The sequence below is a fragment of the Pseudomonas sp. BT-42-2 genome (genome assembly GCF_025847435.2).
GTDB lineage: Bacteria > Pseudomonadota > Gammaproteobacteria > Pseudomonadales > Pseudomonadaceae > Aquipseudomonas > Aquipseudomonas urmiensis.
Genome location: NZ_JAOYTM010000001.1, coordinates 193,517 through 214,146, shown reverse-complemented (window position 1 = coordinate 214,146; position 20,630 = coordinate 193,517). Strand labels below are relative to the sequence as shown.

Sequence of the window (20,630 nt, the reverse complement as noted above, 5' to 3'; positions counted from 1 at the left end):
GCTCAGCGGCCAGGCTCGGGCGCTGCGGCCTGGCCCAGGTACTTGGCGGTCCAGGCCGCCAGCGGCAGCGGTGGCTGCTGATCGAAGATGCGTCGCCAGATCAGCGCCAGGTCATGCCCATTGAACATCGAATTGGGCGCCGTGCCCGACCACGCCGACGGCGTGCCGACGATCCACTGCCCTTGCCCATCGCGACGGGCCATCTGGAAGCGGAAGGTGTAGTTGCCCGGGATACCCATGCGCAAATCGGTCACGACCAGCGCATCGCCGACCACGTCATAGCGCAACCAGTCGCCGGTAAACCAACGCAGGCGCTCGTACAAGGGGGCGCCTTGCAGGGGCTTGGCCGCTTCCAGGTTGAGCGACTGGCGGAGCATTTCCGGGGGCTGGCGATCGAACGCGCTGCTGACGCCTTCGTAGTAATGGCCGTCTGCGGTCTTGGCCATCACCCGCCAGACCAGGCTATTGAACGCGATAGGCACTGCACGCACCTCGCTTACGGCGATGTCCTGCTGGTCCAGTGCAGCCTGAAAGCGCGCCTCTGCGGCCATGCGACTGGCCAGGCCCAAGCCCAGGTAGGCGGTAGTCAACAGCAGCGTAGCCGTGAGCAGTGTGGTTGCCCTGCCCTGCAAGCCCTTGAACCCGGCGATCAGCACCGCCGCCAACAATGGCAAGGTGTACACCGGGTCGATGATGAACACCGCCGCCCAACTTTCGGGGGTGAAATGCAGCGGCCAGAACAGCTGGGTGCCATACACGGTGAATGCGTCGAGCACGGGGTGGGTGATCAGTACCAGCCAGAACGCCAGGAACAACCGTGGCCAGCGATAGCCTTTTTGCGGCCAGTAGCGTTGGCCAAGCCAACTCACCAGCCAGGCCAGAAGTAGTGCGAGGCCGGTGAGGACGAACACGGAATGGGAAAAGCCCCGGTGGTAGGTCATCTGCGACACCGGGTCGGCGTAGCGGATGATCACATCCAGGTCAGGCAAGGTGCCCAGGGCGGCGCCATAGAGCAGCGAGCGCCGGCCCTGGATGCGGCCGAGCACGCTGCCCTGCAGCGCGGCGCCGAGGACGGCTTGAGTGATTGAGTCCAAGGAAACGATCTCAAGTAGGTGGTTTTTGGCAACCTACCTGCATCCTGTTCGACTGTGCAAATGCAATCGCCGTCCACGCCTAGCGTGGATCACTCCAGAACAACTCAGAACAACTGCCAGGTGTAGACCAGGATCAACCGATTCTCGTCGATATCGCTGCGATAGTTGGACCGCGCCATGGCGTTACGCACGCGGATCCCCAGGCCCTTGAGCACGCCGCTCTGTACCGCGTAACCCATATCCAGGTCGCGTTCGCGGTCCTTGCCCTCATAGCCCAGGCCGGTATCGACATTGTTACCGGTGATGTAGCGCACGGTCGCGGTCAGCCCCGGGATGCCCATGGCGGCGAAGTTGTAGTCGTAGCGCACTTGGTAGGAGCGCTCATCGGTGTAGGCGAACTCGTAGGTGGGCACCTCATTGCCCAGCGGGGTGATGTTGGCGAACACCCGTGGGAATGGGCTGTCGCCATAGATGCCCTGATAGCCGACATGGAAACTATGCCCGCCATGCTTGGCGGTCAGCAGCGAGAAAAACGCCTGGTTATCGATCCGGCCGAGCAAGGCGTCGCCGTCCTCGCGGGCGGTGAAGTAACCCAGGTTGGCGCTGAGCAGCCAGTCGCCCACAGGCGTGTTGTGCTTGAGGCCTACGAAGCCCTGTTGGTAGATGTCCTGCAACTGGCCGTACCAGAGGCTGGCGGAGGTCTGGTTGGCATTGAAGGCATAGTCGCCGCCCAGGTAGTTGAAGGCGTCGCTGGCGGCCTGACGCATCGGCACATGGCCGAGCATGGCATTGAGCTTGTCGTCACCGCCTTCGTTGCGCAGGTGAGTGGCCGACAGATGCCCTCCCTGCAAGGTCAGGCCAGCGAGTTCGCCAGAGTTGAGGCTCACGCCCTGGTAGGTCGGCGGTAGCAAGCGGATATCGCTGAAGGTCAGCACTGGCAGGTTGGGTTGCAACTCACCGACACGCAGCTCGGTTTTCGAGACGCGGGCCTTGAAGGTCGGTGCCAGGCGGCTGTACTCCCCCGCCGCACGGCCATCGCCATGCACTGGCAACAGGCCGGTATTGACCCGGTCGGGGCTGCTGTCCAGGCGGATGCCGAGCAAGCCCAAGGCGTCCACCCCAAAACCTATCGGGCCTGGGGTGTAGCCTGACTTGAAGTCGAGGATAAAGCCTTGGGCCCATTCCTCGGCCTTGGATTGCTGGTTGGCGCCGACGATATCTGAGAAATCCCGGCTGAAATAGTAATTGCGGGCGCTGAGGCTGGCCTTGGCATCTTCGAAAAATCCGCCTTCAGCGGCCAGCAGTGGTTGGCTGAGCAAGCTGATGCCCAGGGCGACACAAGGGGTATGGTTCATTGCGAAGCTCTCTATGATCTTGTTGTTATGGGTAAAGCGCTGCAATTACGTGTGGTGTGCGTGAACAGGCTCCTTTCAGGGGCTACGGCGCAGGGCCGCGCCAGGTTGTGGTGGCCGGCGAATCGCCAGCAGCGCATGGGCGCCAAGGCCGAACAGCAGCCCCCAGAACGCCGCCGACAAACCGAGGAACGACACCCCAGATGCCGTTACCAGGAAGGTAAACAGCCCCGCATCACGCTCCAGTGGCTCGGCCAGGCTGCGCGCCAGGGCGTCGCTGATCGCGCCGTACAGGGCAAGCCCGGCCAGGGCGGCGATCAAGGCGGCGGGGAATGCGGCGAACAACGACATCAAGGTCGCTCCGGCAATGCCCAGCAGCAAGTACAGGGCGCTGCCTGAAAGCGCGGCGATATAACGCCGGCGGGGGTTCTCGTGCGCTTCGCGGCCGGTGCACAGGCTGGCGGTGACTGCCGCCAGGTTGAGCCCGTGGCATGCGAATGGGGCAAGCAATAGCCCCCCCACTGCGCTGGCCGTAATCAGGGGGCTGGCCGGTGTCTGGTAGCCGGCGTTACGCAGCACGGCCATGCCCGGCATGAACTGCCCGGTCAAGGCCACCAGCACCATCGGCACCGCCAGGCTGAACAGTGCAGACAGGCTGAAGTGCGGCGTGATGAATTGCGGCGAAGCCAACTCGAGCACCAGCGCTTCACTGCGCAATTGGCCGCTCAACAGTGTGACCGCAGCGCCGACACACAGCACAGCGGCCACGGCGTAGCGCGGTTGCAGCCGGCGCATCAGCAGGTACGTGACGAACATTGCCAGGACCAATGCGGGCTGTACCGGCAAGGCGCGGAATACTTCGATGCCGAAACTGAACAGGATGCCGGCCTGCATGCCGGCGGCGATCGAGCCGGGCAGACGCGCGATCAGCCGGTCGAAAGCGCCGCTGACACCGATCAGCAGCAAGATCAGGTTGGCGAGCAGATAGGCGCCGATGGCCTGCTCCAGGCCGAGCTGTGGCAAGGCGGTGACCAGCAGTGCCGAGCCTGGGATCGACCAGGCGATGACCACCGGCACGCGATAGCGCAGGCTGAGTAGCGCACCGAGCACGGCGCTGCCGATGGACACCGCCCAGACCCAGGAAGACAGCTGGGGGTGGGTCAAGCCGGCGGCTTCGGCGGCATGGAAGATGATCACCAGCGGGCCGGCATAGGAAATCATCGTCGCGATCAGGCCAGCAACGATGGCGGACAGTGAGCAATCCTTGAACAGGTCTTTCATGTGACCTCTGGCAAGACATCGGGCCAGCCTGGGTGACCGACTCTGGGATTGTGTGGTCTTCTTCGCGGGCAAGCCCGCTCCCACAGGCAGTGCGTCGATGCAGCGACGCTGGGGTGCCCGTTGATAACGCTGCGCAAGTCCAGGTACTGCGCGGGTCGCCAGAGCGACTCAGTCCCTGTGGGAGCGGGCTTGCCCGCGAAGAAGACAACACGGTGGCTCAGGCCTGCTGCAACGCCCGCGGCCGGCCACTGCGCTGTTCGGCCTCACTGTCCGGGGCCTTTTGCAGCTGGAAGTCGAACCTGAGCTCGGCATAGCGCCCGGCCACACCCCGTGCGCCGTCCTCGCGGAACTCGACCTCACCGACCAGCCCATCACGGGTGGCATAGGCGAAGTCGTCCCACAAGTACTTGTCCCCGGCCAGGTTGATCTGGGTGGTCAGGTGCCGGTGGCCAGGCGCCGAGATGAAGAAGTGCACATGCGCCGGGCGCTGGCCGTGCCGCCCCAGCAGATCCAGGCACTCCTGGGTCGGTCCCTGCGGATCGCAACCATAGCCTGAGGGCACGATGGACCGCGCGCGGTAGCGCCCTTCAGCGTCCGTAACGATGCGCCGACGCAGGTTGTACTCGGATTGGCTCTGATCGAAGAACGAATAGGTGCCACGGGTATTGGCATGCCACAGGTCAACCGTAGCCCCGGGCAGCGGCTGGCCATTGAGGTCCAGCACCTGGCCTTCGAGGAACATCACCGTTGCCACGCCCTCCTCGCTGCCGTCATCCATGCGTACCTGGCCTTCGGCAAGCGGCGCACCGGCCACATACAACGGGCCTTCAATGGTCCGTGGCGTACCGCCGGTGAGGCCGGCTTCGGCGTCCTTGGCGTCCTGCAGCAGGTCGAGGAAATGCTCCAGGCCCAGCCCCGCCACCAGCAGCCCGGCTTCACCGCGCCCGCCCAGGCGATTGAGGTAGTCGACGGCATGCCAGAACTCGTCTTCGCTGATCTGCAGGTCCTCGATCAGCTTGGCGCTGTCGTGCAACACGCGCTGGATGATGCGCTTGAGGCGCGGGCTGCCTTGGTCATTGGTAAAACCGGCAGCCTGCTCGAAGAACTTCTGGATATCAGCAGTATGGGAAATCTTCACGGTCATGATTGCGTACCTCTGTTGTTCTTGTGCGAGTCGGTGGAAATCAGCGGTCGTCGGCATGCACCGACGAGGGGTGGCGACACAGGCCGTCGACCTCGATGTCCATGTACGGGAACAGCGGCAGCTGCATCAGCGTGTCGTGCAGCGCCTCGACACTGGGCACATCGAACACGCTGTAGTTGGCGTAGTGCCCGGCGATGCGCCACAGGTGGCGCCAGGTGCCGTCGCGTTGCAGGCGCTGGGCCAGCTCCTTCTCGTCGGCCTTGAGCTGGGCGGCTTTGGCCGGGTCCATGTCGAGCGGCAGTTTCACGGTCATCTTCACGTGGAACAGCATGGGCAGTTCTCCTTCGATCAAGTCAGGTTCAGCGGCGGGCGAAGCGCGTCAGGCGCGCTTCATCCAGGTTCAGCCCCAGGCCTGGGCTGCGTGGCACGTGCAGCTGGAAGTCGTGGTAGCGCGGCGGCTCGGTGACGATCTCCTCGGTCAGCAGCAGCGGGCCGAACAGCTCGGTGCCCCAGGTCAGCTGGCGCAGGGTGAGGAAGGCGTGGGCCGAGGCCAGGGTGCCGATGGCACCTTCGAGCATGGTTCCGCCGTACAGGGCGATGCCGGCCGCCTCGGCGATCTGCGCTGTGCGCAACACCGCTCGGGGACCGCCGTTCTTGGCGATCTTCAGGGCGAAGATGCTGGCGGCGCCGTCGGCGGCAAGGCTGAAGGCATCCTCGACGCTTTCGATCGACTCATCGGCCATGATCGGCGCCGGGCTGCGTTGGTTCAGGCGGATCTGCCCGCCACGGTTGATGCGCGAGATCGGCTGCTCGATCAGGTCGATGCCGTTGTCGCCCAGCACCTGGCAGGCGCGAATGGCTTGCGACTCGTCCCAGTACTGATTGACGTCGACGCGCACGCTGGCGCGCTCGCCCAGCTCGCGCTTGATCGCCACCACGTGCTTGAGGTCCTGCTCCAGTGGGTTGGCGCCGATCTTCAGCTTGAACACGCGATGCCGGCGAATGTCTAGCATGTGCTCAGCCTCGGCGATGTCACGGGAGGTATCACCGCTGGCCAAGGTCCAGGCCACTTCCAGGCTGTCGCGCACGCGGCCGCCAAGCAGTTCGCTGACGGCCAGGCCCAGGCGCTTGCCCTGGGCATCGAGCAGTGTGCTTTCGATCCCAGACTTGGCGAAGGTGTTGCCCTTGGCCAACTTGTCCAACTTGAGCATCGCGGCATTGATGTTGTCCGCCGCCAGGCCGATCAATGCTGGCGCCAGGTGCGCATCGATGTTGGCCTTGATCCCTTCCGGGCTTTCGTAGCCGTAGGCCAGGCCGCCAATGGTGGTGGCCTCGCCGATGCCCTCGACGCCGTCGCTGCAACGCAGGCGCAGCACCACCAGGGTCTGCTGCTGCATGGTGTGCATGGCCAGCTTGTGCGGGCGGATGGTCGGCAGGTCGACGATAATCGCCTCCAGCCGTTCGATAGTCGGGCTTGTCATGCAAGGCCTCCAGTTGGCTAAAGTCACAGGGTCACGCCTGGGCCGCCGTGGCCAGGCCGTGGCGCCGGCTGCTGGCCAGGTGCACGGCCATGGCCAGCGCGGCAATCGCGCCGGGGATGGCAAAGGCGATGAAATTAAGTTGCAGCGGCAGGTTGATGCCCATCAGCGCACCGCCCAGCAGCGGGCCGACGATGGCGCCATTGCGGCCAATGCCCGAGGCCCAGCCAAGGCCAGTGGAGCGCACCGCCAGGCCGTACAATTGCGCAGCGCCGGCATACAGCAGGATTTGCGTGCCGATGGTGGTGGCGCCGGCAATGAAGATCAGCAGGTAGAGCACCGGCATCGGGCTGTTGACCCCAAGCAGGCTGATCGACACAGCTGCAGCGATGAAGAACGCGACCTTGACCTTGACCAGGTTGTAGCGATCGCCCAGCCAGCCGCCGAGAATCGCCCCGGCCATGCCGCCGAAGTTCAACGCCAGCAGGAACGACAGGCTCGAACCCAGGCTGTAGCCGGCGTTGGCCATCAATTTCGGCAACCAGGAGCTGAGTGCATAGACCATCAGCAAGCAGCAGAAGAACGCCAGCCACAGGGCCAGGGTGCGTACCGCCAGGCCATCACGAAACAGCTCCAGCACCGAGGCGCCCTTACCTTTGCGGTCGCTAGCCTGCAATTGATCATCTGCCCGCACCTCACACTGCGGGTCCAGGCGTTTGAGCAGTTTGCGCGCCTCTTCGGTGCGGCCCTGGCGAACCAGGAAACCAATCGACTCGGGCAGGTAATAGAGAATCAGCGGCAACAGCAGCAAGGGCAGCGCAGCGGCGAAGAACATCGACTCCCAGCCAAACCGCGGCAGCAAGAAGATCCCTACCCCGGCCGAGAGCATGCCGCCCAGCGAATAGCCGCTGAACATGATCGCCACCAGGGTGCTGCGCAGGCGTTTGGGCGCGTATTCATTCATCAGCGCCACGGCATTGGGCATCAAGCCGCCGCAGCCAAGCCCGGCGATAAAGCGGTAGATGCCGAACTCGCTCGGGCTGCTGGCAAAACCATTGACAATGGTCGCGCCGGAAAACAAGGCGAAACAGATGGCGATGCCCTTCTTGCGCCCGATGCGGTCGGCCAGGCTGCCGAAGACCAAGGCGCCGAACATCATGCCGAACAGCGCATAGCTGCCCAGCGCACCGGCTTGCAGGGGCGTCAGGCCCCACTCCTTCATGATCACCGGCAATACCACGCCGTAGATGAACAGGTCATAGCCGTCGAAGATCAGCAGCAGGCCGCACCAGGCCATGACCATCCAGTGAAACGGCGTGAAGCGGGCATTATCGATGATCGGGTGGACGTCAATTGTTCGCATGGCATCTGTCTCTGTTGTTTTTGTTGTGTGAGGTGAACCTTGCCGGGCAGGCAATCAGCCGAGATCGCCGCCCCCCACCGGCAGGGTTACGCCGGTGATGTAGGAGGCTTCATCGCTGGCGAGGAAGAGAATCGCGCTGACCTGCTCATCGATGCTGCCGTAGCGTTTCATCAGGCTGCTGTCGAGGGTCTGGGCGACGATCTGCTGGTACCAGGCCTTGTCTTGCTCGCTCTGCTCGGCGTCATTGCGCGGCACCCGGCGCGGCGGGGCCTCGGTGCCGCCGGGCGCGGTGGCGTTGACCCGGATGCCCCGGCCTGCGGTCTCGAAGGCCAGGCATGCGGTGAGGGCGTTGACGCCACCCTTTGCTGCGCCATACGGCACGCGATTGACTCCGCGGGTGGCAATCGACGACACGTTGACGATGGCGCCGCTGTTGCGTTCGAGCATGTACGGCAGCGCGGCGTGGCAGCACCAAAGGGTCGGGAACAGCGAACGGCGCACCTCGGCCTCGATCTGCTCGACCTCATAGTGTTCGAACGGCTTGGCCCAAATGGTGCCGCCGACGTTGTTGACCAGGATGTCGAGGCGGCCGAAGGTCTCGACCGCCTGGGCCATGACCCGGGCGCACTCACTGTGTTGTTCAAGGTCGGCGGTGAGGGTCAGCATGCCCTCCCCGGCCAACTCATGGACCCATTCCGAACGGTCCACTGCAATGACCTGCGCGCCCTCGGCCTTGAGCCGCCAGCACACGCCACGGCCGATGCCTTGGGCGGCGCCGGTGACCAGGGCGACCTGACCTTGGAATCTAGCGTTCATCGTTGCCTCCTTGTTGGCGCGGTCGTGCCAGCGGGCTTGCCCCGCGACTGGATCTGCCAGGCCATCGCCGGCGCATGTCCGTTCGCTGTCGCCGGGCAAACCCGCTGCCACGCCCTCACCCACTGTGTGCTTGAGCTAATAAAAAAGAGGCCGCCAACACCCGCACGATGCGGGCGGCCCCAACAAAGGTTCAAGCTGCTGCTGCGAACTTCTCGTAGTAGAAGTTGGCCGGGGTTATGCCCTGCTCGCGGATGTACTGGCTGACCGCCTCGACCATCGGCGGTGGGCCGCACAGGTACACGTCCACATCACCTTGGTTGAGGTGGCACGGCTCGATGTGCTGGGTCACGTAGCCCTTGTGTGGATACTGGCTGTCCGGGTTGGCCACACAGGCGCTGAAGGTGAAGTTGGGGATGCGCGCAGCAAACGCCTGCAAGCGGTCCAGCTCGACCAGGTCGAAGTCGTTGGTCACGCCGTAGATCAGGTGCAGCGGGTGCTCGCTGCCGGCCTCGGCGATCTTCTCCAGCATCGCCGTGAACGGCGCCAGGCCCGTGCCGCCGGCCAGCAGCAACAGTGGCCGGTGGATCGCGCGCAGGTAAAAGCTGCCCAACGGGCCGGCCAGGGTCATGCTGTCGCCGGTCTTGGCAAGGCTGGTGAGAAAGCTGCTCATCAGCCCGCCCGGCACATTGCGAATCAGGAAGCTGACCTCGCCATCCTTGGGCAATGAGCTGAACGAATAGGCGCGGCTCTGCTCGCTACCCGGCACCTTCAGATTGACGTACTGCCCCGGCAGAAACGCCAGGCTGCTCAGCGACTCGCCCTTGATCGACAAGGCGATGGTGCTTTCGGACAACTGCCGCACATCGCTGATGGCCGCCTCGAAACTGGCCTGCTCGGTCTTGCACAGCTGCGAGGAAGCCGGGATGCGCACGACGCAATCGGACTCGGCGCGCATCTGGCAGGTGAGCACGTAACCCTGGGCGATTTCTTCCTCGCTCAAGGCATCCTCGATGAAGTTGTCACCCAGGTCATAGCGGCCGGACTCGGCTTGACACTTACAGGTGCCGCAGGCGCCGTCGCGGCAGTCCAGCGGGATGTTGATGCCTTGGCGGTAGGCGGCATCGGCAACGGTTTCCTGGCCATCGGCCTGGATGAAACGGGTAACCCCGTCTTCGAAATTCAGTGCGATCTGGAAGCTCATGGTGCACCTCGCAGGCGAGCCTGGCCGCGGCGCGCCAGAGGGCGCCCCGAGCGGCACTCGCCAAGACCTGAAGTCAGATGTGGTAGATGTCGATGACCTGGCGAACGTAGTCGTTCTTCAGCACCACTTTCTTGGCCAAAATCTGCGGCTGCTCGCCGCGCAGATCGAGGGTGTAGAAGCTGCTGCCAAAGTAGCTGTCGGTGGTCTTGTAGCGAAAACTCAAGGTGTGCCAGTTGAAGCGCACCAGGCACTGGTTCTCACTGCGTTCGACGATCTCGATGTTGCTGATGTTGTGGGAGGTGCGTGTGTCCGGCACGGTGGCGCTGGAGCGCTCGGTCTTGATACGGAACACGCGGTCTTCCAGGCCACCGCGATTGCCGTACCAGATCAGCGAGATTTCGCTCTGCGGATCTTCGGTGAGCTGGTCGTTGTCGTCCCAGGATGGCATCCAGAAGGTCGCGTCGGCGGCGTACAGCTCCAGCCACTGATCCCACTGGGCATCATCCAGGTAGCGCGCCTCGCGGTAGAGAAAATCGCGCACGCGGTCATAGAGATCGCTCATCGCACGGCCTCCACGGGAATCAGCTGAGGTTCCTGCTCAAGGGCCTTGAGCATGGTTTCTTGCCAGTACTTGTGCTGCAGCACGAACAGCCCTTCATCCTCGGTGCGCACACCCGACAGCAGCGGTTGCAGCTGGATTTCCTGAGCCGCCTCGTCGGCGCCCTCGACCCAGTGCTTGGCACCGCGGGACATGTCGTTCCAGCCGGTGCCGCCGCCGTAGCCGGTCTGGCACGAGCGGAACTCTTCCAAGTCATCCGGGGTGGCCATGCCACTGACGTTGAAGAAGTCTTCGTATTGGCGGATACGCTTGGCGCGGGCCTCGCGGCTCTCGCCCTTGGGGGCGATGCAGTAGATGGTGATCTCGGTCTTGTTCACCGAAATCGGCCGGGCGATGCGGATCTGCGAGCTGAACTGGTCCATCAGATAGACGTTTGGGTACAGGCACAGGTTGCGCGAATTCTCGATCATCCAGTCGGCGCGGGCCTGGCCGAAGTCAGCCGCCAGTTGCTCGCGGCGCTCATAGGCCGGGCGATCTTCGGGGTTGGCCCAGCGGGTCCAGAGCAGCAGATGGCCGTGGTCGAACGAGTAGAAGCCCCCGCCCTGCTTGGCCCAGGCGCCGGCGCTCATGGTCTTGATCTCGTCACCGCTCTCGCGTTGTTTGCGTTGGCTCTGGGTGGCGGCATAGTTCCAGTGCACGGAGCTGACGTGGTAGCCATCTGCGCCGTTCTCGGCGGTGAGCTTCCAGTTGCCTTCATAGATATAGGAGCTGGAGCCGCGCAGCACTTCCAGGCCTTCTGGCGACTGGTCGACGATCATGTCGATGATCTTGGCCGACTCGCCCAGGTGCTCGACCAGCGGCTTGACCTCGGCATTGAGGCTGCCGAACAAGAAGCCACGATAGGACTCGAAGCGCGCGACCTTGGTCAGGTCGTGGGAGCCGTCGCAGTTGAAGCTCTCGGGGTAGCCGGCGTTGCTTGGGTCTTTGACCTTGAGCAGTTTGCCGCTGTTGTTGAAGGTCCAGCCATGGAATGGGCAGGTGTAGCTGGACCGGTTGCCGCGCTTGTGCCGGCAGAGCATGGCGCCACGGTGGCTGCAGGCATTGAGGAAGGCATTGAGCTCGCCGTCCTTGTTGCGTGCAATGAAGACCGGCTGACGGCCCATGGTCAGGGACAGGAAGTCATTTTTTTCGGGAATCTGGCTTTCGTGGGCCAGGTAGATCCAGTTGCCTTCGAAGATGTGTTTCATCTCTAGGTCAAACAGGCGCGGGTCGGTGAACATCTCCCGCTTGCAGCGGTAGACGCCCGATTCCCGGTCGTCCTCGAGCATGGCATTGAGGTAGTCGAATCCCAGGGACATGGCCAGGGTCTCCAATTGTTATTGTTTCAGGCCAGGTCAGGTTATGTGGCGGAGGTGTTACGCAATATCCGCTTCGTGCAGAGTGTTATCCGTTTTGTGCAGGCAGATTGGTTTTAGCCATGGGTGATGGCGGCGCCTGGGCTGGCGTTATCTGTCGATAGTGACAGGTGTGGTGGATAGTCGGACGCCATCGCGGGGCAAGCCCGCTCCCACGAGTCACGTGGGAGCGGGCTTGCCCCGCGATGAGGCCGGAACAAACAACACAAAAGAAAAATTCAAACCTTGGCTTTGGCTTCTGCGAGAGCGCAGCGATTCGCCTGCTCTTGATCTTCGTGCGCGTAATTGCAGGCGCCGCAGATTCGCGACTTCAGGAGGCTGAGCAGAGGTGCCTGGAGGGCCAGGCGCGAGATGTAGATTTGCGTAGCAAATCGTAGGCCGCGCGGGCCCGGAAGGCGCCGGCGCGAAGGGATCCCGCCACGGGCGCGACTGATGGTGGAGCGCAGACTTTTTTGGTTACTTTTGGCTGGGCCGGCACACCGTGCGTTTGCCAAAAAAAGTGACCCGCCGTAAAGGCGTAAGGGGCCAGTAAAACCACCCCATCAAATGGATAAGCCCCGGCCCAAATGCCCAAGCTTCCAAGCTTCCATTTACCCAGACTTACCCCCAACCAACCCCTCGATACTAATCTCGCGCATCCTGAACTTCTGCACCTTCCCCGTCACCGTCATCGGAAACTCATCCACAAAGCGGAAATACCGCGGCACCTTGAAATGCGCAATCCGCGCCCTAGCCCACTCCCGCAGCGCGTCCTCACCCACCGAATGCCCAGGATGCAAACGCACCCAGGCGACAATCTCCTCGCCATAGCGGCTACACGGAATACCAATCACCTGCACATCAGCGACCGCCGGATGAGTGAAGAAAAACTCCTCCAACTCACGCGGATAGATGTTCTCACCGCCGCGAATGATCATGTCCTTGCTACGCCCGACGATCCGCACGTAGCCAGCCTCATCCATCACCGCCAGATCGCCAGTGTGCATCCAGCCATCGCCATCGATGCTCTCGGCGGTGGCCTTGGGGTTGTTCCAATACCCCAGCATCACGCTGTAGCCACGGGTACACAGCTCGCCAATGTCCCCACACGCAACGGTATTGCCCTGGTCATCGATGATCTTGTTCTCCAATCGCGGCTGGGTACGCCCCACGCTGGTCACCCGGCGCTCCAGGTCATCATCGGCGCCCGTTTGCAACGACACCGGGCTGGTCTCGGTCATGCCGTAGGCAATCTGCACCTGGGCCATGTGCATCTCGTCGATCACCCGGCGCATCACCTCGATCGGGCAGGTAGCGCCAGCCATGATCCCGGTCCGCAGGCTGGACAAATCGAACTCGCCACGCTGTGGGTGATCCAGCTCGGCGATGAACATGGTCGGCACGCCATACAGCGCTGTGGCTTTCTCCTCGGCCACAGCACGCAAAGTGGCCAGGGGGTCGAAGGCATCACTGGGGTAGATCAGGGTGCTGGCGTGGGTCATGCAACCGAGGTTGGCCATGACCATGCCAAAGCAGTGGTACAGCGGCACCGGCACGACCATGCGGTCGTGCTCGGTCAAGCCCAGGCTCTCACCCACCATGTAGCCGTTGTTGAGGATGTTGTGATGGCTGAGCGTGGCGCCTTTGGGGAAGCCAGTAGTACCTGAGGTGTACTGGATGTTGATCGGGTCGCTGGGGCGCAGTTGCGCCTGGCGCGCAGCCAGGGCCTCAGGGCTGATCTCGACAGCCTTGGCCTGCAGATCAGGCCAGGCGAGAAACCCGCCCGGCGGATGGGCGGCCAGGCTGACCACCCCACGCAGTTCGGGCAGGCGTGCGCAGCTCAGTTCTCCGGGCAGGCCTTTGCCCAGGCCTGGGACCAGGCTGAGCAGCATGGCGTGATAATCAGAGGTCTTGAACGCATCGGCGCAGATCACCCAGCGACAGCCCGATTGGCTCAGGGCGTAGTCCAGTTCGCTGCTGCGATAGGCCGGGTTGATGTTGACCAGGATCGCGCCGACCTTGGCACTGGCGAATTGGGTGATACACCATTCGGCGCAGTTAGGCGCCCAGATGCCCAACCGATCACCCACTTGCACGCCCAAGGCAATCAGCGCGCGGGCGTGTTGATCGACCGCTGCGGCCAATTGCCGCCAGGTGTAGCGCAGGCCTTGATGACGCACCACCAGCGCCTCGCGCTCGGGGAAGCGGGCCACGGTGCTGTCGAAGGCGTCGCCGATGCACTGGCTGAGCAGCGGTTTGTCTTGTTGGCCTTGGGTATAGCTGGGCTGGGTCATGGTGATCTTTTGTTATTTTTAGGGTGTCAGCGGGCCTCATCGCGGGGCAAGCCCGCTCCCACGCAGCGGGTATCTTGGCTGCGTGGGAGCGGGCTTGCCCCGCGATGGGGAAGGCACAAGCAACCCACAACTACCTGACGAACACCTGCGGCGTGGTGGTCGACATGTCGCCACCCGGCAGCTTTATATTGCCGACTTTCTCCAGCGTATCGGGATCGAACACCGCCAGATCGTTGAACGTCCCGCCCAGGTACAGCTTGCTGCCGCTGCGGTTGAACGCCACACAGTAATAAGTGTGGTCCAGATTCGCCGCCTTGATCAGCTTGCGCTCCTTGATGTCGTAGCGCGCCAGCCGATTGAGCACGCCATACATCTGGTTGGGATCTTTGGGCGAGCGCAGTCCAGTGAAGTACAGCTCGGTCAGGTCGGCAAATTCCTGGGTGTGGGTCTTGCCGGTCTTGAGGTCCACGCTCAGGTAGCCATACAACAAATCGGCGGTGGCGGGGTCTTGCTTGTCGTCCTTGAACTTGGCGATGGTGTACAGCATCGAGAACTCGTGCCGGGCCGTCTGGTGCGGCCAGAAGTACAGCACGTCCGGCGCGCTGTAGCCGGGGCGGTTCCAGTTGCGTAGCGGCAACGCCACCTCGTACTTGCCATTGCTGACATCCAGCTTGTAGATGTCGGGCCCGGCGACGAACAGGCTGCCATCGTCGGCGGCGCGCATCAGGTAAACCTGGCGCGGCATGGGGAAGCTGCGGACCGGCTTGGCGTTGAGGCCGTCGGCGGTATTGAACACTTCCAGGCGCGGCGGCTTGACCACGTAATGATCGTTCAGCCGCTGGCTTGGGTTGACCGTGGCATAGACCTCCTTGCCGTCCGGGCTGATGGCGAACGAGTACATGGCCTTGCCGATTTCGCCAGGGACGCTGGACAAGTTGGCGTGGAAGATGGTTTTGCAGCTGTCCAGGTCAATGCCGTAGATATCGGCGTAGTGGTTGTTCAGCACATAGGCGGTGCGGTTGTCCGGCGCCATCATCGCGGTGCCCGGGCCGAACGCGTCCGGCATGCGGCACGACTTGAATACGCTGTCGTTGGCCACATCCACCACGTGCAGGTTGTTCGGATAGTTGGTGACGATCATGTACTCGTGGCCAGGCGTCAGCGCAGTGCCGGCTTCAGCGGCCTGCGCCGAGGTCCAGGCGCCGGCACAGGCGGCGACGGTGAGCGCGAACTGTGCGCAGAATCCAGGTTTCATGCGGTTTCCCCTTGTCGTTCTTGTCGGGCCGGTCACTTGTCTTTCGGGAACACGGTGCCCAGGTTGCGCCAGTCGTCCTGCGAGTTGCTCGCCTGGGCGTTCCAGTCCTGGTAGGTGCTCATCATGTCCGGCACCTGGGCCGGCCACCAGCAAGGATCGGAGCAGCCATACAAGTCGGCTTCCATCGGCTGGCACAGCGAGCTGACGCCGCCGAAGGCGTCGACTTCCCACCCCGGGTCGGTAGTCGCGGTGCAACCCGCTACCGCGCTCATGGCCATGACTTCTTCGACCCGGTCCTCGGCGGCGGCTTGTTCAAGGATGCGCGCCTTGTTGTTCATTGCCTTCAAGTGCTTCATATCAATGTGCCTTGCGCGGAGTGATGTAGCGATCGATGAAGGCCGGGTTGACGGCCATGATGCGGCTGTAGACTTCGATGCCAAAGTCGACCCAGTCGCGCATCAGTTCGCAGTAGTGATAGGTCGGATGGGTGGGGTCGCCGTAGCGTGCGTAGCTCTCGTGGTAACAGCCGCCCGAGCACAGGTTACGGATCCGGCAGTCGTCGCAGCCGGTGTTGCTGCGGTCCAGGCGCTGGGACAGGAAGTCGTTGAGCTGCGCCTGTTTGACGCCCTGATGGACATTGCCGAAGGTCGGCAGGCTGGAGCCGGTGAAGCGGTGGCAGAGGTTCAACTCTCCCTGGTGATCGACCGCCAGCATCTTCAGCCCGGCGCCACACGGCAGCGCCTTCTTGTGGCCTTCATGGATGTCGGTGATCAGCTGGTGCAGGTTGGAAAAGCCAATACTGCGGTGTTCCAGGGCAGCCTCAAGATAGCGCCGACCGAGCGCTTTCATGTTGGCGAACACTTGCACCAGTTCCTCGCCAGTCAGGTTGAAGTCGGCCATGTCGCCAGAGGTGACCGGGGCAAACCCCACCTCGGCAAAGCCCATCTCGTTGAACAGGTGATTCCAGATGGTCTCGACGTCGGTGATGCCCCGGGTCAGCGTCACCCGGGCGCCGACCGGGCGGCTGGTGTAGCGCGAGAGCAGCATGTCGGCCTTGCGCCGCACCACGTCATAGGTGCCCTGCCCGCCAACGGTGATGCGATTGCGGTCGTGCACGGTCTTCGGCCCGTCGATGCTGATCGACAAGCCGAAGCGGTGGGCGTTGAGCCAGTCGACGATCTCTTCGGTGAGCAGCGTGGCATTGGTGGTCATGATGAACTCCACCTCTTTGCCAGCCTCGGCGAAACGCTGTTCGCAGTAGGCGACCATGTGCTCGATCAGAGGCCGATTGGACAGTGGCTCGCCGCCGAAGAACACCACGCTGTAGCGGGTTTCATTGGGTGACTCCTTGAGCAGCATTTCCACCGAGGCCTCGGCGGTGGCAGTGCTCATTTTCTTGCCCGCCGAAGGCTTGTCCAAGTCTTCCTTGTAGCAATAGGTGCAGCTCAGGTTACAGCCGGTGTTGACGTTCAGCACCACGGTGTTCAGCGCGGTGCGCTCGATCCGCTTGAGGGCGATTTCCGGGGTGAGCGGCGAGCCATCGCTGACCACTTCCAGGGCGATCAGCTCGCGCAGGGTGTCTTCGATGTCCTGGCCGCTGAACTGCAGGCTCAGGCGCTGCACCAGTTCTTCAGCCGAGCAGCCTTGTTGACGCAAGCTGTCGATGATCCCGCCGGTGACTGCATCGGTGCTGAACAGCGAACTGCTGGGGATGTGAAAGAGCATGCGGTCGGCATCGACCTGCACTTCATGCAGGTTGCGTTCGACCAGATTCAATTGTGCGCCCATGGCGACCTCCAGTAATCGATCCGTTAGTGACGCGCGTTGCTCGCCCTTATGGCAAAGGCGGGTTGTTCCAACGCTGCACGGTGACGATCAGGTGGCCTTCGCCCTGCTGGCCGCCGTCTTCGAGCTGGGCGATGACCTTCAGGTTGCCGGCGTTGTTGGTCATCATCTTGCGCTCAGGGTTGGGCCCGGCACCGGCCGGCATGAACACACCGTCTGGCTGCATGGCACCGGCGAACTTGACGTCCTCATCCTCTATTGCCCGCTCGTTGAACGGCTCGACCTTCCACGTCGCCGGCAGGTAGCCGATGCGCAGTGGCTGGCCACTGGCATCCTTGCCCCAGGCTTCAGCTTCGAAGCGACCCTGGACCTTGGGCGTGGAGCCGCCATTCTCGCCAATCCGGGCGATGGAGAATGCCGGCACTACCTTGACCTGCTCGACCTTGTCGTAGACCGCCAGGGTCACACCTTTGAGCGCGCCAACGGCGACCTCGCGGGTGCCTGCGGCGGCGTCCTTGGCGGCGCGCGCCTTGACCCGGACCAGGGTTGCGCTCGACTCGAGCACCTCGCTCACCTCGACCCCAGCGCCGAGGTCCGGCTTGCCACTCAGGCCGCTGCCGACCAGGGTGATCTCGCTTTCAGCGCCGGCCTTGATGAACGCCGGCTGCACCGCCAGCAGGCGTGCCTTGCCCTCCTTCACCGCGGTGAAGTCCAGGCCACGCTCATCATGCTCGGCTTCGTACATGCGGCCCTTCATCTCGCCATCGAGCGCGGCGAACACCTGGCGCAAGGTGGCCTCGCCGATCTTGACGTTGCCGCGCCACTCGTAGCCGTTGTAGAGGATTGCCTCACCGCTGCCGTTGAACGGCGTGCCGTCGGCATAGCTGCCCTTGACCTCGACCTTGAAGGTGTCGCCCTCGCCTGCGCTAACGCTCATTACCCCGCGCACATCGCCCTTGGCCAGCATGTGCCCGCCAAACGCCCATTGCCCGGCCAACGCATCAGCCTTGGGCTTGGCCTGCTGCCACTGGCTCCAGGCTGGGTTGTCGAGGGGGAAGCGCTTGGCCAGGTCCGGCACCATTTGCTTGAGGGCGATGTCCAGCCAGTCGCGGTCACGCGCCTGGGCCTGGTACTCCAGGGACGGCCACTGGCCGAGGTGGAAGTTGACCAGATGTTCCCACTCCTGCGCCGGACGGCGCTGCAAGGCGACCCGGGCGCCGGAGTGACATCGGCCGCACATCTGGCTGAGCGGGTCATCGAACTGCTCGACAGTATTGAGCCGGCGCTCCATGGCGTAACGCACGCCTTCGGTTTCGCTAGGCGCCAGGCCCTGTTTGTCGGCCAGGTACTTGACCAGGGTGCGGCGGTCATCATCGCTGATCTGCAAGCCATGCATGACCTGCATGCGGCCGATGCTCATCAACCAGCCTTCCGGGGTCTTGCGCTGGTGGCTGATGCGGCTGTAGGCGTCATTGCCTTCGGGGATGTGACACCCCATGCACTTGGTTTGCAACAGGCTCGGGCCCTGCTCGGCCGCCATGGCCTGGGTGCCCAGCAGTGCGGCGGCGACCAGCGCCAGTTTGCCCGCATGCCGCCGGAGTCGAGTCGTCTTCAAAGTCAGACCTCCACGGTGTCGTTTCTTATCGTTTTTGTGCACGCCTGGGTACTGCAGGTGCATGTGACAGTTGCAATACAGGAAGTGTGCCAGCCTTGCCAAAGCTGTTTGATTTCAACTGCTTGGCTAGTTCGGGTGGACGATTGCCGCGGATAGCCTGCGGGTCGGAACGTCCCATTTCGCGACTGAGTGTTTCACCTTGAGACAGCCATAATCGCAGGCTTGGCCAGCTTCCCCAGATAAACACGAGCTGTTCCACCCAGGTCGACAGCGACGTGCTGTTTCACCCCCGTCTCACGCCGTCTCAATGTGCAACAGCGCGCCCCTGCAATGGCATCTGTGCGCCAGGACAAACATCAGGTGGTTCAAAGGCTTAGCTCGATCTACAGCCCTTGGCACGGCCATTGCGCAAGCGCCTCTGACCATTCAATGACAAGAGGCACAGCCCCATGCTTTGTGATCTGCCCATCCTCCCCGCCACCCGCGCCTTTCTCGAACGCAAGCTGAAGATGCGCATTGGCGCCGACTGGCAAGACGCTGCCAGCGGCCGCACCATGACCTTCCGCAACCCGGCCACCGGCGCAGTCCTGGGCGAGGTGCCCTCGGCCGACCCGCAAGACGTCGACCGCGCCGTCGCCGCCGCGCGCCGAGCCTTCGATGATTCGCCGTGGAGCCGGGTGCGCCCGCGTGAGCGGCAGAACCTGCTGTGGCGCCTGGCCGATTTGATGGAGCGCGACGCGCAGATCCTCGCCGAGCTCGAATGCCTGAACAACGGCAAGAGCGCGGCAGTGGCCAAGGTCATGGATGTGCAATTGGCCATCGACTTCTTGCGCTACATGGCCGGTTGGGCGACCAAGCTTGAAGGCAGCACGGTCGAGCCATCGATGCCATTGATGCCGGACGAGCAGTTCCATGGCTTCGTCCGGCGCGAGGCGGTGGGTGTGGTCGGTGCGATCGTGGCCTGGAACTTCCCCCTGCTGCTGGCCTGCTGGAAGCTCGGCCCTGCCCTGGCGACAGGCTGCACCCTGGTGCTCAAGCCCGCTGACGAAACCCCGCTGACCGCGCTGAAACTCGCTGAACTGGTCGATGAAGCAGGCTATCCAGCGGGCGTGCTCAACGTCGTCACGGGCACCGGCCTGAATGCCGGCGCCGCGCTGAGCAGCCACCCTGGGGTAGACAAGCTGACCTTCACCGGTTCGACCGAAGTCGGCAAGCTGATCGGCAAGGCGGCGATGGACAACATGACCCGGGTAACCCTGGAGTTGGGCGGCAAGTCGCCGACCATCGTCATGCCCGATGCCAACCTGCAGGACGCCGCAGCGGGTGCGGCCATGGCGATCTTCTTCAACCAGGGCCAGGTGTGCTGCGCCGGCTCACGGCTGTATGTGCACCGCAAGCACTTCGACAATGTGGTGGCCGATATCGCCGGCATTGCCAACGGCATGAAGCTGGGCAGTGGCCTGGACCCTGCGGTGCAGATGGGCCCGTTGATCTCGGCCAAGCAGCAGGATCGGGTCACTGGCTACATCGATCTGGGGCGTGAACTGGGCGCCACCATCGCCTGCGGCGGCGAAGGTTTCGGCCCGGGCTACTTCGTCAAGCCGACCGTGATCGTCGATGTCGACCAGCGCCATCGCCTGGTGCAAGAGGAGATCTTCGGCCCAGTGCTGGTGGCCATGCCGTTCGATGACATCGATGACGTCGTGCGTATGGCCAACGACAACCCGTATGGCCTGGGCGCCAGCATCTGGTCCAACGACCTGGGCGCGGTGCACCGGATGATCCCACGAATCAAGTCGGGCTCGGTCTGGGTCAACTGCCACAGTGCGCTGGATCCGGCGCTGCCGTTTGGTGGCTACAAGATGTCGGGCGTCGGCCGGGAGATGGGCGCGGCGGCGATCGAGCATTACACCGAGCTCAAGTCGGTGTTGATCAAGCTTTGAGTGTTCTTTGATCAGTTCCGGCCTCATCGCGGGGCAAGCCGCAGCGTGGTGATTCC

At 63.3% G+C, this 20,630-nt stretch carries 17 protein-coding genes; 1 reads left to right on the top strand and 16 read right to left on the bottom strand.

Features of this window, described 5'->3' with window-relative positions; all coding sequences use genetic code 11:
- Positions 1-2: 2 nt before the first annotated feature.
- The 16 genes from OIU19_RS00990 to peaA form a co-directional block, all read right to left on the bottom strand.
- Positions 3-1,094 (bottom strand): metal-dependent hydrolase, encoded by a 1,092-nt coding sequence (locus tag OIU19_RS00990; RefSeq protein ID WP_264232696.1) that lies wholly within the window; start codon positions 1,092-1,094, stop codon positions 3-5.
- A 104-nt stretch (positions 1,095-1,198) separates the two neighbouring features.
- Positions 1,199-2,449 (bottom strand): OprD family porin, encoded by a 1,251-nt coding sequence (locus tag OIU19_RS00985; RefSeq protein WP_264232694.1) that lies wholly within the window; start codon positions 2,447-2,449, stop codon positions 1,199-1,201.
- A 75-nt stretch (positions 2,450-2,524) separates the two neighbouring features.
- Complete coding sequence (locus tag OIU19_RS00980) at positions 2,525-3,727, bottom strand: benzoate/H(+) symporter BenE family transporter (RefSeq protein WP_264232692.1); 1,203 nt, start codon at positions 3,725-3,727, stop codon at positions 2,525-2,527.
- Between the two features lie 217 nt (positions 3,728-3,944).
- A complete protein-coding gene (catA, locus tag OIU19_RS00975; protein WP_264232690.1) occupies positions 3,945-4,871 on the bottom strand; it encodes a catechol 1,2-dioxygenase in 927 nt (308 codons plus the stop codon).
- Positions 4,872-4,911: 40 nt separating this feature from the next.
- Entirely contained in the window at positions 4,912-5,202 is a 291-nt protein-coding gene (gene catC / locus OIU19_RS00970; protein ID WP_264232688.1) for a muconolactone Delta-isomerase, read from the bottom strand.
- A 28-nt stretch (positions 5,203-5,230) separates the two neighbouring features.
- Positions 5,231-6,352 carry a muconate cycloisomerase family protein gene (locus tag OIU19_RS00965; RefSeq protein WP_264232686.1) on the bottom strand — a complete coding sequence of 374 codons (1,122 nt, stop codon included), beginning with the start codon at positions 6,350-6,352 and terminating at the stop codon, positions 5,231-5,233.
- Positions 6,353-6,383: 31 nt separating this feature from the next.
- On the bottom strand, positions 6,384-7,712 hold the full coding sequence (locus tag OIU19_RS00960) for an aromatic acid/H+ symport family MFS transporter (RefSeq protein WP_264232684.1): 1,329 nt from the start codon (positions 7,710-7,712) through the stop codon (positions 6,384-6,386).
- A 54-nt stretch (positions 7,713-7,766) separates the two neighbouring features.
- Positions 7,767-8,528 (bottom strand): 1,6-dihydroxycyclohexa-2,4-diene-1-carboxylate dehydrogenase, encoded by a 762-nt coding sequence (locus OIU19_RS00955; protein ID WP_264232682.1) that lies wholly within the window; start codon positions 8,526-8,528, stop codon positions 7,767-7,769.
- A 190-nt stretch (positions 8,529-8,718) separates the two neighbouring features.
- A complete protein-coding gene (benC, locus tag OIU19_RS00950) occupies positions 8,719-9,729 on the bottom strand; it encodes a benzoate 1,2-dioxygenase electron transfer component BenC (RefSeq protein ID WP_264232680.1) in 1,011 nt (336 codons plus the stop codon).
- A gap of 73 nt (positions 9,730-9,802) precedes the next feature.
- Entirely contained in the window at positions 9,803-10,291 is a 489-nt protein-coding gene (benB, locus tag OIU19_RS00945) for a benzoate 1,2-dioxygenase small subunit (protein ID WP_264232678.1), read from the bottom strand.
- Entirely contained in the window at positions 10,288-11,646 is a 1,359-nt protein-coding gene (gene benA / locus OIU19_RS00940; protein ID WP_264232676.1) for a benzoate 1,2-dioxygenase large subunit, read from the bottom strand. Before benA ends, benB begins: the two co-directional genes overlap by 4 nt.
- Positions 11,647-12,293: 647 nt before the next feature.
- Complete coding sequence (locus OIU19_RS00935; RefSeq protein WP_264232674.1) at positions 12,294-13,976, bottom strand: fatty acid CoA ligase family protein; 1,683 nt, start codon at positions 13,974-13,976, stop codon at positions 12,294-12,296.
- A gap of 130 nt (positions 13,977-14,106) precedes the next feature.
- Complete coding sequence (gene peaD / locus OIU19_RS00930) at positions 14,107-15,231, bottom strand: quinohemoprotein amine dehydrogenase subunit beta (protein WP_264232672.1); 1,125 nt, start codon at positions 15,229-15,231, stop codon at positions 14,107-14,109.
- A gap of 32 nt (positions 15,232-15,263) precedes the next feature.
- Positions 15,264-15,587, bottom strand: a complete 324-nt coding sequence (gene qhpC, locus OIU19_RS00925; protein WP_186554372.1) for a quinohemoprotein amine dehydrogenase subunit gamma — start codon at positions 15,585-15,587, stop codon at positions 15,264-15,266.
- A 1-nt stretch (position 15,588) separates the two neighbouring features.
- Positions 15,589-17,019, bottom strand: coding sequence for a quinohemoprotein amine dehydrogenase maturation protein (peaB, locus tag OIU19_RS00920; RefSeq protein WP_264232670.1), 1,431 nt, complete (start codon positions 17,017-17,019; stop codon positions 15,589-15,591).
- A gap of 46 nt (positions 17,020-17,065) precedes the next feature.
- The gene (gene peaA / locus OIU19_RS00915; protein WP_264232669.1) at positions 17,066-18,631 is read right to left on the bottom strand and encodes a quinohemoprotein amine dehydrogenase subunit alpha; all 1,566 of its coding nucleotides are present in this window, start codon (positions 18,629-18,631) and stop codon (positions 17,066-17,068) included.
- A 449-nt stretch (positions 18,632-19,080) separates the two neighbouring features.
- Here peaA and OIU19_RS00910 point away from each other — a divergent pair, with 449 nt between their 5' ends.
- Positions 19,081-20,574 carry an aldehyde dehydrogenase gene (locus OIU19_RS00910; protein WP_264232667.1) on the top strand — a complete coding sequence of 498 codons (1,494 nt, stop codon included), beginning with the start codon at positions 19,081-19,083 and terminating at the stop codon, positions 20,572-20,574.
- Positions 20,575-20,630 lie beyond the last annotated feature (56 nt).

Bases quoted from the DNA above. Each gene is read 5' to 3' on its own strand.
- catA (WP_264232690.1), bottom strand. From the start codon at position 4,871: ATGACCGTGAAGATTTCCCATACTGCTGATATCCAGAAGTTCTTCGAG.
- OIU19_RS00955 (WP_264232682.1), bottom strand. From the start codon at position 8,528: ATGAACGCTAGATTCCAAGGTCAGGTCGCCCTGGTCACCGGCGCCGCC.
- OIU19_RS00965 (WP_264232686.1), bottom strand. From the start codon at position 6,352: ATGACAAGCCCGACTATCGAACGGCTGGAGGCGATTATCGTCGACCTG.
- qhpC (WP_186554372.1), bottom strand. From the start codon at position 15,587: ATGAAGCACTTGAAGGCAATGAACAACAAGGCGCGCATCCTTGAACAA.
- peaB (WP_264232670.1), bottom strand. From the start codon at position 17,019: ATGGGCGCACAATTGAATCTGGTCGAACGCAACCTGCATGAAGTGCAG.
- OIU19_RS00980 (WP_264232692.1), bottom strand. From the start codon at position 3,727: ATGAAAGACCTGTTCAAGGATTGCTCACTGTCCGCCATCGTTGCTGGC.
- OIU19_RS00935 (WP_264232674.1), bottom strand. From the start codon at position 13,976: ATGACCCAGCCCAGCTATACCCAAGGCCAACAAGACAAACCGCTGCTC.
- OIU19_RS00985 (WP_264232694.1), bottom strand. From the start codon at position 2,449: ATGAACCATACCCCTTGTGTCGCCCTGGGCATCAGCTTGCTCAGCCAA.
- OIU19_RS00910 (WP_264232667.1), top strand. From the start codon at position 19,081: ATGCTTTGTGATCTGCCCATCCTCCCCGCCACCCGCGCCTTTCTCGAA.
- benC (WP_264232680.1), bottom strand. From the start codon at position 9,729: ATGAGCTTCCAGATCGCACTGAATTTCGAAGACGGGGTTACCCGTTTC.
- catC (WP_264232688.1), bottom strand. From the start codon at position 5,202: ATGCTGTTCCACGTGAAGATGACCGTGAAACTGCCGCTCGACATGGAC.
- benB (WP_264232678.1), bottom strand. From the start codon at position 10,291: ATGAGCGATCTCTATGACCGCGTGCGCGATTTTCTCTACCGCGAGGCG.
- OIU19_RS00960 (WP_264232684.1), bottom strand. From the start codon at position 7,712: ATGCGAACAATTGACGTCCACCCGATCATCGATAATGCCCGCTTCACG.
- peaD (WP_264232672.1), bottom strand. From the start codon at position 15,231: ATGAAACCTGGATTCTGCGCACAGTTCGCGCTCACCGTCGCCGCCTGT.
- benA (WP_264232676.1), bottom strand. From the start codon at position 11,646: ATGTCCCTGGGATTCGACTACCTCAATGCCATGCTCGAGGACGACCGG.